General features: G+C 56.7%; 14 protein-coding genes. 13 read left to right on the top strand and 1 reads right to left on the bottom strand.

Translation table 11 applies throughout. The annotated features are described in order from the left end of the window. The first annotated feature begins 38 nt into the window (after nt 1-38). Both tctD and Q7C21_RS02025 read left to right on the top strand, forming a co-directional pair. Nucleotides 39-710 carry a transcriptional regulator TctD gene (gene tctD / locus Q7C21_RS02030; protein WP_003854275.1) on the top strand — a complete coding sequence of 224 codons (672 nt, stop codon included), beginning with the start codon at nt 39-41 and terminating at the stop codon, nt 708-710. Then, entirely contained in the window at nt 701-2089 is a 1389-nt protein-coding gene (locus Q7C21_RS02025) for a sensor histidine kinase (RefSeq protein ID WP_283543961.1), read from the top strand. Before tctD ends, Q7C21_RS02025 begins: the two co-directional genes overlap by 10 nt. On the opposite strand, the gene Q7C21_RS02020 is transcribed toward Q7C21_RS02025, so the two are convergent. Next, on the bottom strand, nt 2070-2969 hold the full coding sequence (locus tag Q7C21_RS02020; protein ID WP_140916283.1) for a DMT family transporter: 900 nt from the start codon (nt 2967-2969) through the stop codon (nt 2070-2072). The two genes, Q7C21_RS02025 and Q7C21_RS02020, sit on opposite strands and share 20 nt — an antisense overlap. Nucleotides 2970-3058: 89 nt before the next feature. On the opposite strand from Q7C21_RS02020, the gene Q7C21_RS02015 reads away from it, so the two are divergent. From Q7C21_RS02015 to Q7C21_RS01965, 11 genes are all read left to right on the top strand, one after another. After that, a complete protein-coding gene (locus tag Q7C21_RS02015) occupies nt 3059-3286 on the top strand; it encodes a hypothetical protein (RefSeq protein WP_003854272.1) in 228 nt (75 codons plus the stop codon). Between the two features lie 55 nt (nt 3287-3341). Next, nucleotides 3342-4475: a 4-phosphoerythronate dehydrogenase PdxB gene (gene pdxB / locus Q7C21_RS02010; RefSeq protein ID WP_140916282.1), complete on the top strand. Its 1134-nt coding sequence runs from the start codon at nt 3342-3344 to the stop codon at nt 4473-4475. Nucleotides 4476-4778: 303 nt separating this feature from the next. Further along, nucleotides 4779-5786 carry an aspartate-semialdehyde dehydrogenase gene (locus Q7C21_RS02005; protein ID WP_003854270.1) on the top strand — a complete coding sequence of 336 codons (1008 nt, stop codon included), beginning with the start codon at nt 4779-4781 and terminating at the stop codon, nt 5784-5786. Between the two features lie 2 nt (nt 5787-5788). After that, complete coding sequence (gene truA, locus Q7C21_RS02000; protein WP_008926481.1) at nt 5789-6592, top strand: tRNA pseudouridine(38-40) synthase TruA; 804 nt, start codon at nt 5789-5791, stop codon at nt 6590-6592. A 29-nt stretch (nt 6593-6621) separates the two neighbouring features. Beyond that, entirely contained in the window at nt 6622-7284 is a 663-nt protein-coding gene (locus Q7C21_RS01995; RefSeq protein WP_008926480.1) for a DedA family protein, read from the top strand. 144 nt (nt 7285-7428) lie between these two features. Further along, nucleotides 7429-8343 (top strand): acetyl-CoA carboxylase, carboxyltransferase subunit beta, encoded by a 915-nt coding sequence (gene accD, locus Q7C21_RS01990; protein ID WP_031590594.1) that lies wholly within the window; start codon nt 7429-7431, stop codon nt 8341-8343. Nucleotides 8344-8437: 94 nt separating this feature from the next. Then, a complete protein-coding gene (gene folC, locus Q7C21_RS01985) occupies nt 8438-9706 on the top strand; it encodes a bifunctional tetrahydrofolate synthase/dihydrofolate synthase (protein ID WP_375150314.1) in 1269 nt (422 codons plus the stop codon). Next, nucleotides 9696-10478 (top strand): cell division protein DedD, encoded by a 783-nt coding sequence (gene dedD / locus Q7C21_RS01980; RefSeq protein WP_003854266.1) that lies wholly within the window; start codon nt 9696-9698, stop codon nt 10476-10478. The genes folC and dedD overlap by 11 nt, the downstream gene beginning before the upstream one ends. Nucleotides 10479-10743: 265 nt before the next feature. Further along, on the top strand, nt 10744-11229 hold the full coding sequence (gene cvpA / locus Q7C21_RS01975) for a colicin V production protein (RefSeq protein ID WP_003854265.1): 486 nt from the start codon (nt 10744-10746) through the stop codon (nt 11227-11229). Between the two features lie 37 nt (nt 11230-11266). Continuing rightward, nucleotides 11267-12784, top strand: coding sequence for an amidophosphoribosyltransferase (gene purF / locus Q7C21_RS01970; RefSeq protein ID WP_003854264.1), 1518 nt, complete (start codon nt 11267-11269; stop codon nt 12782-12784). A gap of 112 nt (nt 12785-12896) precedes the next feature. Beyond that, nucleotides 12897-13466, top strand: coding sequence for a UbiX family flavin prenyltransferase (locus tag Q7C21_RS01965; protein ID WP_008926477.1), 570 nt, complete (start codon nt 12897-12899; stop codon nt 13464-13466). Nucleotides 13467-13655: the final 189 nt, after the last annotated feature.

Raw genomic sequence — 13655 nt, 5'->3', positions numbered from 1 at the left:
TTACCTTTCACTGCCCGGATTTAATGACAGGATGTGATATGCGTCTCTTACTGGTAGAAGATACCGTTGAACTGGCACGCTGGCTGCAGAAGGCGCTGACGCAAAAGGGCTTCGCCGTTGACTGGGTTGCAGATGGGGTTGCCGCCGATCACGCGTTGCAATGTGAAGCCTATGCGCTGGTCGTGCTGGATGTTTCCCTGCCGCGTATTGATGGTCTGGAGGTGCTGACGCGGTTACGGCGGCGTGGACAGGGTGTGCCGGTGTTGCTGTTAACGGCGCGCAGTGCACTGGATGACCGGGTGCGCGGCCTGAATCTGGGGGCGGATGATTATCTGACCAAGCCGTTTGAACTGGATGAACTGGAAGCGCGATTGCGCGCGCTGTTGCGGCGCAGTCAAAGCCAGTCCGCGCAAAGTCAGTCACTGGGGCAACTGGTGCTGGATGGGGAGGGCTATTTTCTGCTGGCTGAAAAGCCGCTGGCATTAACGCCGCGCGAATCCAGTATTCTTACTACCCTGATGCAGCGTCATGGCCGGCCCGTTTCCCGTCAGCATCTCTATGAACAGACCTTTACTCTGGCTGATGAGGCCAGTCCGGAGAGCATTGAGCTGTATGTGCATCGGGTGCGTAAAAAACTGGCGGGCAGTGATGTAGCGATTGTGACGCTGCGCGGACTCGGCTACAGCCTGGAAACCTTGCCGTGCGGCTGATTCACTCTCTGCGCGGCGAGCTGCTGGCGTGGCTGGGCCTGCCACTGCTGTTGCTGTGGGCCCTGTCAGTCTATACCCATTATCAGAGTGGGCTGGCGGCAGCCAACCAGGCCTATGACCGCTCGCTGCTGGCTTCGGCCCGAACCGTGGCAGAACGTCTGGTGGTACGACAGCAGCATCTGGAAGTCGATGTTCCCTGGGTGGTGCTCGACAGTTTTGAACGCAATATGAATGATCAGCTGTTTTATCAGGTCATTTCCCCGCAGGGAAAAACCCTCTCCGGTTACGACGATCTGCCGCCGATTCCGCCAGCCAGTGAAATGTCGATCGCTTATCCGGCGCTGGTGCACTTCTATGATGGTCGCTATCACCAGCATCGCATTCGCGTTGCGGCACTCTGGCAACCGGTCAGTGAGGCGGGTGTTGAAGGCATGGCACTGGTCCTGGTGGCTGAAACCATTAATTCTCGTCAGGAGTTCGCCAGCCGGTTGATGCGCACTGCGCTGATCAGTCAGAGCGGGCTGGTTCTGATGACGCTACTGCTGGCCAGTCTGATGCTGCGTCGGGTGCTGCGACCGCTACGCCGACTGTCACGCATTGTCCTGCAGCGGGATGGGGGAGAGTTAACGCCACTGCCGTCATTACCCTGGTCAGAGCTTCAGCCGCTGATCATCGCATTTAACCGTTACCTGGAGCGCCTGCGCGGGCTGCTGGCGCGTCAGGATCGCTTCAGCGCCGACGCGGCTCACCAGCTTCGCACCCCGCTGACCATCCTCAAAACTCAGGTCAGCGTGGCACTCAACAGCGATCGTCCTGAGCAGTGGCAGGAGAGCCTGCTTGGGATGCGCCACACGCTGGATGAGACCATTTTACTTACCGACCGGCTGCTACAGCTGGCCCGCATTAAAGCGCGGCATGGTGAAGATAAGCCAATGGCACGTGTCGATCTGGCCGCCATTGTGCGTGAAGCCTGTTTTAGCCGTTATCCGGCGGCGCGAACCCGGCAGCTTGACCTCGGTTATGAGGGTGAAGAGTGTCATAAGGTGGTGGGGGATGGTGTTCTGCTGGGCGAGCTGTGCGCCAACCTGCTTGATAACGCTATTAAATACACCCCGCACAATGGCGTGGTGACGGCGCGCGTGACACCTGGAAAACTGGAAATTGAGGATAGTGGTCCGGGCATTGAGGATGCCAGTCAGGCCAAAGCACTGCAGCCTTTTCAGCGGCTGGATAATGTCGGCATGCAGCCCGGTGCGGGTATTGGTCTTGCGCTGGTCCAGGATATCTGTGCCTGGCATGGTGCCACAATGCAGCTGGACCGCAGCCCGCAGCTTGGCGGGCTGCGGGTAACCGTCTTGTTTACCTCGGTGGCAGGCTGACCGCTTTACGCCGGATTAACGGCGTACGCAGTCGCTGGGCCAGGATCACACCGCCCAGCGTCAGACCGCCGCCAATCCAGTGGTAACTGTGCAGCTGTTCATGCAGGAATATCACCGCAATCACCGCGGTAAATACCGGAATCAGATTCATAAAGATGCTGGTGGTGCTGGCCCCCAGACGCTGCACGCCATGGATCCACAGGAACGGCGCAATGATCGACGCAAACAGACCGGCAAATGCCACCAGCGGCAGATTATGCCGGTTAAGCGCCACCTCAGGTGCCAGCAGAAAACCAGGCAACAGCAGCACGACACCAAATAAAATCTGCACATACAGGCTTTGCCAGATAGGCAGCGGCAGCGCCCAGCGCCGTGTCAACACGCCATAGAGTGCATAGGCGGCGGAAGCGGCCAGCATCAGCAGTTCGCCTTTGCCCAGGCCATAATTCAGCAATTGCATCACATTGCCTTCACTGACCAGCCATACCAGACCGATGAATGAGATGATACTGCCGAGCAGGATACCGAGCGTCGGCGCAATGCGGAGGATCACGACGCTCAGCAGCACGGTGAGCAGCGGAATGAGTGCGCCAATAATGCCCATAAAGAGTGCGCTGACACTGTGTGCCGCGTAGTACGCGAGGCTCTGATAGAGCACCATCCCGAGCAGTCCAAGCATAGCCAGCCGCCAGAGATGCGGCTTGATAGCCACACGCGCCCGCCACACGCCCGGCAGCACAAAGGGCGTCAGCACCAGTAGCGCCAGCAGCCAGCGATAGAAAGAGATCGCCGCGGGATCGATCGCACTGGCTGAGAGCTTGCTGACAATGGAGTTGATTGACCAGATTATTACCGCAAAGAGCGGATAGAGGAAAAACATGCTGACTCTCTATATGTATAATTAATGAGGCGCATTGTACGCGTGTCCGGATTTATTCAGATCATTAATATCGGAAAAATAAGTGATTGATGGGACAGAGTGATCCTGAAAGTGACCAGTCACTCCCCGCGTCATATGACATCGGGCGGGTCACGACAGCGGCTGCGTTTTCTGCGCGCCATCGTGCTGCCGGAGCAGGGGAACGTGTGCAGCGTCTCGCCCTTGCGCTGGAATACCGTTCCGCCCCGGCGCTGATTGTCATTTTCAGGCAGCCGGCGGAAATCACGCCCGATCGCTATCGCGCACGGTTAGGCTAACGCGTCGCTTTGTGCCAGAATCACTCCCCTCTATGCAACTGACAGGAAAGCCGTAGTGAAAATTCTGGTCGATGAAAATATGCCCTACGCCCGTGAGTTATTCAGCCGTACCGGCGATGTTGTCGCGGTGCCGGGACGTCCGCTGCCGGTGGCAGAACTGGCCGATGCCGATGGTCTGATGGTGCGCTCAGTCACCCAGGTGAATGAGTCACTGCTGGCAGGAAAGCCGGTAAAGTTTGTCGGAACCGCCACGGCGGGCACCGATCATATCGACGAGAACTGGCTGCAGCAGGCGGGCATTGCGTTCTCTGCCGCTCCGGGTTGTAACGCCATTGCCGTGGTGGAATATGTTTTCTCTGCGCTGCTGCTGCTGGCGGAGCGTGACGGCTTTGAGCTGCGTGACCGCACGGTCGGCATCGTCGGTGTCGGTAACGTTGGCGGGCGTCTGCAAAAGCGTCTGGAGGCCTGGGGCATCAAAACCCTGCTGTGCGATCCACCACGCGCCGATCGGGGTGACGAGGGCGATTTCCTGTCGCTGGACGCCGTCACCGCACAGGCTGATATTCTGACTTTCCACACCCCGCTGTTTAAAGACGGTCCCTATAAAAGCTGGCATCTGGCGGATGCGGCGCTGCTGATGGCGCTGAAGCCCAACACCATTCTGATCAATGCCTGTCGTGGTCCGGTGGTGGACAATGGCGCGCTGCTGGAAGTGCTGAAAATGCGGCCGGATCTCAGCGTTGTACTGGATGTCTGGGAGCCGGAGCCGGATCTCTCACTGGCGTTACTGGATAAGGTTGATATCGCCACGCCGCACATCGCGGGCTACACCCTGGAAGGTAAAGCACGCGGCACCACGCAGGTATTTGAAGCCTGGTGCGATTTTATTGGTCAGCCGCAGCAGGTGCCGCTCAGCACTTTACTGCCGGTGCCGGAGTTCAGTGAAATCACCCTGAATGGCCCGCTGGATCAGCCAACGCTGAAACGCCTGGCGCATCTGGTGTATGATGTGCGCCGCGATGATGCCCCCCTGCGTAAAGTGGCGGCCAAACCGGGCGAATTTGATCGCCTGCGCAAGCAGTATCTGGAGCGCCGCGAATGGTCGTCGCTGCAGGTGAACTGTGATGACGCCACAACGGCTGAGAAGCTAAACCAGCTGGGCTTTAACGCAATCATCTCCCCGAAATAACGGGCGCTGCAGGTCAGTCGCCCCGGCGCGGTTTCCGCACTGAATCAGTCAGTGTACGGAAACGATGCGTACTGCTGGCATGGCTGCATGACGGTGGTTTCCGGGGGAGATACCCCATGGATTTCGGGTTGCATTGCGGCGGCAAGAGCACGAGTCCCGATGAGCTTACTCAGGTAAGTGATTCGGTTGAGTGAACGCAGCCAGCAAAGATGCAACCTGAAAGACGATGGGGATAAATCTGAATCCCTGGGCGGTGAATATCACCGCCTTCTGTTTTTATGTCATTGTCTGGAGTAAACCAACATGTCTGACGGCTGGAATATTGCGCTACTTGGCGCGACAGGCGCAGTAGGGAACGCTGTACTGGAACTGCTGGCGGAACGCCAGTTCCCGGTTGGTGAATTATATTTGCTGGCCAGCGAAAACAGCGCAGGCGAAATCAAGCGTTACGAGGGCCGCTCGGTGCGGGTCGACAATGCAGAGACATTCGACTGGTCACAGGCGCAGCTGGCCTTTTTCGTGGCGGGACGTGACGCTTCGGCGCGCTTTGCCGATGAAGCGGCAAACGCCGGTTGTCTGGTGATCGACAGCAGCGAGCTGTTTGCGCTGGAACCTGATGTGCCGCTGGTGGTGCCGGATGTGAACCCGCAGGTGCTGGCTGATTATCGTAATCGCAACATCATCAGCGTGGCAGATAATCTGGTGAGCCAGCTGCTGACCGCAATTAAACCGCTGGTGGATGCAGCCGGACTGAGCCGTTTACAGGTGACGAACCTGATCTCGGTCTCCAGCTACGGCAAAGTGGCGGTGGATGCGCTGGCCGGGGAAAGTGCCCGCCTGCTGAATGGTATTCCAGCCGATGAACACCATTTTGGTCGTCAGCTGGCGTTTAACCTGATGCCCCAACAGGCCGATGCAGAAGGCAGCGTGGAAAGTGAACGTCGCCTGATTGATCAGGTACGTAAGGTATTACAGGACGAAGGCTTACCGATTGCGGTCAGCAGCGTACAGGCACCGGTGTTCTACGGTAATGCGCAGATTGTGCATATCGAAAACCTGCGCCCGCTCTCTGCGGAAGAAGCGCGTGCCGAGCTGGCGCTGGCGTCAGATATTCGTCTGAGCGAAGAGGATGAAGTGCCAACGCCGGTTACGGATGCCTCAGGCAACGGCGAACTGAGTATCGGCGCGGTACGTAACGACTACGGTATTCCGGAGTTACTGCAGTTCTGGTCAGTGGCGGACAATATTCGTTTTGGCGGCGCGCTGATGGCGGTGAAAACTGCCGAGAAACTGGTTCAGGAGTATCTGTAACCATGTCCGATGGTCAGACGCAAAAACTGGCGCTCGGCATCGAGTATGACGGCAGTCGTTACTACGGCTGGCAACGTCAGAATGAAGTCCGCAGCGTGCAGGAGAAGGTAGAGCGCGCGCTGTCGAAGGTCGCGGATCACCCGGTCAGCATTTTTTGCGCGGGCCGCACCGATGCCGGCGTGCACGGAACGGGGCAGGTGGTCCATTTCGAGACGACATCACAACGACCTGATGGTGCCTGGACGCTGGGCGTCAACGCTAATCTGCCGCCGGATATTGCGGTGCGCTGGGTGAAAGCGGTGCCGGATGAGTTTCATGCCCGCTTCAGCGCTACGGCCCGACGCTATCGCTACCTGATCTACAATCAGCGTCTGCGTCCGGCGGTGCTGGCGCAGGGCGTCACGCACTTCTACCATCCTCTGGATGCGGAGAAGATGCAGCGCGCCGGGCAATGTTTGTTAGGCGAAAATGATTTCACCTCATTTCGCGCCGTGCAGTGCCAGTCGCGTACCCCGTGGCGCAACGTGATTCATCTTAACGTCACGCGTCAGGGCCCTTACGTGATTGTGGATATCAAAGCCAACGCTTTTGTCCATCACATGGTGCGCAATATCGTGGGCAGTCTGATGGAGATAGGCTGCGGCAATAAGCCTGAGTCATGGATGGCCACGCTGCTGGCAGCGAAAGATCGGACACTGGCGGCAGCCACAGCCCGGGCAGAGGGATTGTATCTGGTGGCGGTGGATTACCCATCCCACTTTGCGTTACCACAACCGTCGATGGGACCGTTGTTCCTCGCGGATTAATTTACTTTCAGGACTTAAAAGGGCGCGCTATGGAGTTTATCCATTTTCTGGTCGATTTTATTCTGCACATCGATGTGCATCTTGCTGAACTGGTTGCACAGTACGGTATCTGGATTTACGCTATTTTGTTCCTGATTTTGTTCTGCGAAACCGGACTGGTGGTCACGCCATTCCTGCCGGGTGATTCGCTGCTGTTTGTGGCGGGCGCACTGGCCGCGCTGCCAGGTAACGATCTCAATGTGCACATTATGGTGGCATTGTTAGTGGTGGCGGCGGTTCTGGGCGATGCGGTGAACTACACCATTGGCCGCCTGTTTGGCGAACGGTTGTTCAGTAACCCGAACTCGAAGATTTTCCGTCGCAGCCATCTGGATAAAACCCATGCGTTTTATGCCCGTCATGGCGGAAAAACCATTATCCTTGCGCGCTTTGTGCCCATCGTCCGGACGTTCGCGCCGTTTGTTGCGGGTATGGGCCATATGTCCTATCGCCACTTCGCACTGTTCAACGTGACGGGTGCGCTGCTATGGGTGCTGCTGTTCTCCTACGCCGGCTACCTGTTTGGCGATCTGCCGGTGGTGCAGGAAAACCTGAAGCTGCTGATTGTCGGCATTATCCTGGTGTCGATTCTGCCGGGTGTGATTGAAGTCTGGCGTCATCGCCGTCAGGCTAAGCAGCAGAAGCTGCCATAAGGCTTCGCTCAGGGGTAAGACCAGATTTTTATCCACAGTCTGAACAGGTTGTGGTTTAATGAGCGACATTTACCGTCTGCTGAAGCGGTTTTCAGCAGTATCAAGACGACTGGACCAGGTCAGTTTTAAACAGAAAGGTCATCAATGAGCTGGATTGAACGCATTCTTAATAAAAGCACCGGAACGCCTGTGCGCAAAGCCAGTATCCCGGAAGGGGTCTGGACCAAGTGTGACAGCTGTGGTCAGGTTCTCTACCGCGCCGAGCTGGAGCGTAATCTTGAGGTCTGCCCGAAGTGTGACCATCACATGCGTATGCATGCCCGTGAGCGTCTCGGCAGTGTCCTCGATCAGGGCACTATGGTTGAGCTGGGCAGTGAACTTGAACCTAAAGATCTGCTCAAGTTCCGTGACTCCAAAAAGTATAAAGACCGTCTGGTAGCGGCCCAGAAAGACACCGGCGAGAAAGATGCGCTGGTTGTCATGAAAGGTCAGCTGCACGGCATGCCGGTTGTTGCGGCAGCCTTTGAATTTGCCTTTATGGGCGGTTCAATGGGTTCTGTGGTTGGTGCGCGCTTTGTGCGTGCGGTTGAGCAGGCGTTAGAAGATAACTGTCCGCTGATCTGCTTCTCCGCCAGTGGTGGTGCCCGTATGCAGGAAGCGCTGCAGTCGCTGATGCAGATGGCGAAAACCAGTGCGGCACTGGCCAAAATGCGCGAGCGCGGTCTGCCATATATTTCTGTGCTGACTGACCCGACGATGGGTGGCGTTTCGGCCAGTTTTGCGATGCTGGGTGACCTCAATATCGCGGAACCTAAAGCGCTGATCGGCTTTGCCGGTCCACGCGTGATCGAACAGACCGTGCGCGAAAAACTGCCGCCAGGCTTCCAGCGCAGTGAGTTCCTGATTGAGAAGGGCGCGATCGATATGATCATTCGTCGTCCGGAAATGCGTTACAAACTGGCAAGCCTGCTGGCAAAAATGATGAACCTGCCGGCACCGCTGCATGACGGTGAACAGTCCGCTCCTGCGACGACTGAATCGGAAAGCAACGAGGCCTGACAGGAGATAGAGAGGTGCGTCCAAAGCACCTCTTACCAATGCACCGTATACCGCAGCACCAGTCTGCCAGGTATAAATAAGCAAAACGGGACATATGGACAATCTTCACCTTCCTCAAGCCACGTCGCCTTTGGCCACGTGGCTTTATTATCTTGAGCACCTGCATACCCAGGCCATCGAACTGGGTCTGGACCGTATTCGTCAGGTAGCACTTCGTCTCGACCTGCTGAAACCCGCTCCCTTTGTCTTTACCGTAGCCGGCACTAATGGCAAAGGCACGACCTGTCGGACCCTGGAAACGCTGCTGATTGCCGCGGGCTACCGCGTTGGCGTCTACAGCTCGCCACATCTGGTGCGCTACACCGAGCGTGTTCGGGTCCAGGGAGAGGAGCTGAGTGAAGCGCAGCACTGCGCCAGCTTTGCGGAGATTGAAGCCGGACGTGCGGATATCTCCCTGACCTATTTCGAATTTGGCACGCTCTCTGCGCTCAATCTGTTCCGCCAGGCGCAGCTGGATGTGGTGATTCTCGAAGTCGGCCTCGGCGGACGGCTGGATGCCACCAACATCGTGGATGCCGATGTCGCCGTAGTCACCAGCATTGCACTGGATCATACTGACTGGCTTGGGCCGGATCGCGAAAGCATCGGGCGTGAGAAAGCGGGTGTGTTCCGGGCGGGGAAACCGGCAGTCGTCGGTGAACCCGATATGCCACACAGCATCGCGGTGGTCGCGCAGGAAAAAGGCGCTGAGCTGTTACAGCGCAACCGTGACTGGTCATGGCATGCACAGGCCGAAAGCTGGTCGCTGCATGATGCGCTGGGGGAGCTGAACGATCTGCCACTGCCCCAGGTGCCGTTACCTAACGCGGCGACCGCGCTGGTGGCGCTGCGTGTATCTGGACTTGAGGTCAGTGAGACGCAGATTCGCGCCAGCCTGCCGCTGGCGATGCTGCCAGGGCGTTTTCAGACGATTAGTGAATCACCGCGCGTGATTCTGGATGTCGCCCATAATCCGCATGCAGCGTCGTATCTGGCGTCACAGCTGGCGACGCTGCCGAAACGCGGCAAAGTGCATGCCGTCGTGGGCATGCTGCATGATAAAGATATTGCCGGTACGCTGACGGTGCTGGCACCCATGGTCGATGCCTGGTACTGCGCACCGCTTGACGGTCCGCGCGGCGCCAGTGCTGAGCAACTGCTGGATTGCCTCTCGCAGGGCGAAGCCTTTAGCTCGATTGAGCTCGCCTGGCAGCAGGCACGCCAGCGGGCAGCGCCGCAGGACACTGTGCTGGTCTGTGGTTCATTCCACACCGTTGCGCAGGTCATGGAATCGATTGAAACGGAGAAAGGACGTGGCAAGTAAGTTTCAAAACCGTTTAGTCGGCACCGTTATTCTGGTCGCCGTTGGCGTGATTGTGCTGCCAGGGCTGCTGGATGGTCAGAAAAAGCATTACAAAGAAGAGTTCGCCGCCATTCCGCTGGTGCCGAAACCTGACGATCAGCAGGACAGTGAAATGGTGCCACCGGTTACCCAGTCGCTGCCATCCCAGCCACCTGAAGGCGCGGGCAATGCGGTCAACAGCAGTAATGGTAATAGCAAAAGCAGCGTCACGGCAGAGCAGGGGCGTGCCGAGCCGGATGATGATACCGAACCGACTGTGGTTTCGCCGCCGCCGGTTCATCAGTCTGTGCCTGCACAGACGGTGACCAAACCGAAAGTGGCAGAGCAGCAGAAAACTAAAGTCACTGAGCAGCCTAAGCAGAAACCGGTCGAACAGCAGAAGCCTAAAGCGGTGGAGCAGACGAAGCCGAAGCCGGAAGAACCGCCTAAAGCGGTCGAACAGCCGAAGCAGGAAGCGGCGCCAAAAGCAGCAGAGACGACCGCACCGGCAGGGCAGGCTTATGTGGTGCAGTTAGGTGCGCTGAAAAACGCCAGCAAAGTGAATGAGATTGTCGCGCAGTTGCGGCTGTCGGGCTATCGCGCCTTTACTGTGCCTTCAACGCCCGTTCAGGGTCAGATTACCCGCATTTACGTCGGGCCGGATGCCTCGAAAGCCAAAATGCAGAGTGCCGTTGGCGAGCTGAAAAGCATCTCAGGGTTGGGCGGTGTTGTGAAACCGTACAGCGCCCGCTAAACCGGCGATTGGCGCTGCCGATAGCAGTAACAGGCAGCGTCTTTTTCCCGGCGTACAGCGTGCTCAGGTCGCGCGGTACGCCTGAAATAGTGAATATTTTCAACGGCCTTTCCGGCTGAGAATCACCCAGGCGATTGCGTTTTTTTTCATCGCCTTTTTTATGGATGCAGAAAAAGAAAACCGCTACGCAAACGTTTTCTTTTTCTGTTAGAATGCGCCCCGAACTGGATGCAGGGGTGCAATTGCACTGGCGCTGGAAGAGTTCATGATCTGGATTGATTACGTCATTATTGCGGTAGTTGGTTTTTCGGCTCTGGTCAGCCTCGTCCGTGGGTTTGTCCGGGAAGCCTTATCTCTTGTTACCTGGGGATGCGCGTTTTTTGTCGCCAGTCATTACTACGCCTACCTTGCAGTCTGGTTTACAGGTTTTGACGACGAACTGGTTCGTAACGGTATCGCCATTGGTGTGCTGTTTGTGGCTACCCTGATTGTAGGGGCCATTGTGAACTATGTTATCGGCACGCTGGTGGAGAAAACCGGCCTGTCGGGAACCGACCGGGTGTTGGGCGTCTGTTTCGGGGCGTTGCGTGGTGTGCTGATCGTAGCCGCTTTGCTGTTCTTCCTTGATACATTCACTGGCTTTTCTAAAAGTCCAGACTGGCAACAGTCTCAACTCATTCCCGAGTTCAGTTATATCATCAGGTGGTTTTTTGATTACCTGAAAAGCACGTCGAGTTTTTTACCCCGGTGATGTGACCGGGAGTGCGGCTAAATGAGGAAATGACAACATGTGCGGTATTGTCGGTATCACCGGTTTCATGCCGGTCAACCAGTCGATCTATGACGCGTTAACGGTGCTCCAGCACCGCGGGCAGGATGCCGCAGGCATTTGTACGATTGATGCGCTGAAATGTTTTCGCCTGCGAAAGGCAAATGGCCTGGTCAGCGACGTTTTCGAAGCACGCCACATGCAGCGTCTGCAGGGCAATATGGGGATTGGCCACGCGCGTTATCCCACTGCGGGAAGCTCCAGTGCCTCTGAAGCGCAGCCATTCTATGTAAACTCCCCATACGGCATCACCCTGGCGCATAACGGTAACCTGACCAACGCCCACGTGCTGCGCAAGCACCTGTTTGAAAAGGGCCGCCGTCACGTTAATACCACCTCAGATTCTGAAATCCTGCTGAATATCTTTGCGCAGGAGTTAGATCGTTTTCAAAATGATCCGCTGGAAGCCGACAACATTTTTGCCGCGGTGGCTGCCGTACATCAGCAGGTGCGTGGCGCCTACGCGGTTGTCTCGATGATTATCGGCCACGGCATGGTTGCTTTCCGTGACCCTAATGGCATCCGTCCGCTGGTGCTGGGCAAGCGCGTTATCGCTGATGGTCGCACCGAATACATGGTCGCCTCCGAGAGCGTCGCGCTGGATACGCTGGGCTTTGAGTTCATCCGTGACGTCGCACCGGGTGAAGCCGTCTATGTCACTGAAGCGGGCCAGCTCTCTACCCGCCAGTGTGCTGAAAACCCGAAAAGCAATCCGTGCCTGTTCGAATATGTCTATTTTGCCCGTCCGGACTCTTTCCTGGATAAAATCTCCGTCTACAGCGCCCGTGTCCGCATGGGCACCAAGCTGGGCGAGAAAATTGCCCGCGAGTGGGAAGATCTGGATATCGACGTGGTGATTCCTATTCCGGAAACCTCTACCGATATTGCGCTGGAAATTGCCCGTATTCTCGACAAGCCTTATCGTCAGGGCTTCGTGAAAAACCGTTACGTTGGCCGTACTTTTATCATGCCGGGCCAGCAGTTACGTCGCAGCGCGGTTCGCCGCAAGCTCAACGCTAACCGTGCCGAATTCCGTGATAAAAATGTCCTGCTGGTGGATGACTCTATCGTGCGCGGCACCACCTCAGAGCAGATCATTGAGATGGCGCGTGAAGCCGGCGCTAAACGCGTTTATCTGGCGTCTGCTGCACCGGAAATTCGTTTCCCGAACGTCTACGGCATTGATATGCCGAGCGCCACGGAACTGATTGCGCATGGCCGCGAAGTGGAAGAGATTCGCCAGCTGATTAAAGCCGATGCGCTGATTTTCCAGGACCTGGACGATTTGATTGAAGCGGTGCGTGAAGAGAACCCGGACATCGCCCAGTTTGAATGCTCGGTGTTCAACGGTATCTACGTGACGAAAGATGTCGATCAGCAGTATCTGGAGTATCTGGAATCGCTGCGCAACGATGACGCCAAAGCGCTTCAACGCCAGAACGAAGTCGAAAACCTCGAGCTGCACAACGAGGGCTGATATGCTCAGCGGGTGGTCAACATAAAGCAGGGCGGGAGCAATCCCGCCCTGTTTGTTTTCAGAAACCTGCTGGCCGCGTATGATGGTGCATTGGCTGACATAAGGTTGGAATATGAAACGACTCATCATTGGCATCTCCGGCGCAAGCGGGGTGATCTATGGCGTGCGCATGCTGCAGGTGTTGCAGCAGGTGGAAGAAGTAGAAACGCATCTGGTCATGAGCCAGGCGGCGCGTCAGACGCTGGGGCTGGAGAGCGACTATTCGCTGCGTGACGTGCAGGCGCTGGCCGATGTGGTGCATGACGTGCGCGATATTGCAGCAAATATCTCGTCGGGGTCGTTTAAAACCCTGGGCATGGCGATTTTACCCTGCTCAATGAAAACGCTTTCAGGCATCGTCCACAGTTACACTGACTCCCTGCTGACCCGTGCGGCTGACGTCATATTAAAAGAGCAGCGTAAGCTGGTATTGTGCGTACGTGAAACGCCATTGCACGTTGGACACCTGCGCATGATGACCACCGCCGCCGAGCTGGGCGCCATAATAATGCCACCAGTGCCGGCTTTTTATCATCGGCCTGAAACCATCGATCAGCTGATTGACCAGACCGTCAACCGGGTTATTGATCAATTCGATATCGAATTACCGGAAGATCTCTTCGCGCGCTGGCAGGGTGCATAAAGTTCCGCTGGCGCACTTATTTAGTGCATAAGCGCGCCTCGGATCACTCTTCGTGCATTTGATGCACCAAAAGTTAACAACGTCGCTTTTTCTCTTTTACTTCACTGCTATATTCCCCCTACAAACACAGCGTTTTCGCCTGTCTGACATCACGCTAACTGCGTGGAAAACTTGCAGAACTGGCATGAA

This window comes from Pantoea sp. ANP04 (genome assembly GCF_041982285.1).
Classification (GTDB): domain Bacteria; phylum Pseudomonadota; class Gammaproteobacteria; order Enterobacterales; family Enterobacteriaceae; genus Pantoea; species Pantoea eucalypti.
This window is presented reverse-complemented; position numbering and strand designations above follow the sequence as displayed.

Coding starts and splice junctions, on each gene's coding strand:
- accD (WP_031590594.1), top strand. CDS start 7,429: ATGAGCTGGATTGAACGCATTCTTAATAAAAGCACCGGAACGCCTGTG.
- truA (WP_008926481.1), top strand. CDS start 5,789: ATGTCCGATGGTCAGACGCAAAAACTGGCGCTCGGCATCGAGTATGAC.
- Q7C21_RS02015 (WP_003854272.1), top strand. CDS start 3,059: ATGGGACAGAGTGATCCTGAAAGTGACCAGTCACTCCCCGCGTCATAT.
- Q7C21_RS01995 (WP_008926480.1), top strand. CDS start 6,622: ATGGAGTTTATCCATTTTCTGGTCGATTTTATTCTGCACATCGATGTG.
- Q7C21_RS01965 (WP_008926477.1), top strand. CDS start 12,897: ATGAAACGACTCATCATTGGCATCTCCGGCGCAAGCGGGGTGATCTAT.
- purF (WP_003854264.1), top strand. CDS start 11,267: ATGTGCGGTATTGTCGGTATCACCGGTTTCATGCCGGTCAACCAGTCG.
- Q7C21_RS02005 (WP_003854270.1), top strand. CDS start 4,779: ATGTCTGACGGCTGGAATATTGCGCTACTTGGCGCGACAGGCGCAGTA.
- cvpA (WP_003854265.1), top strand. CDS start 10,744: ATGATCTGGATTGATTACGTCATTATTGCGGTAGTTGGTTTTTCGGCT.
- tctD (WP_003854275.1), top strand. CDS start 39: ATGCGTCTCTTACTGGTAGAAGATACCGTTGAACTGGCACGCTGGCTG.
- Q7C21_RS02020 (WP_140916283.1), bottom strand. CDS start 2,969: ATGTTTTTCCTCTATCCGCTCTTTGCGGTAATAATCTGGTCAATCAAC.
- folC (WP_375150314.1), top strand. CDS start 8,438: ATGGACAATCTTCACCTTCCTCAAGCCACGTCGCCTTTGGCCACGTGG.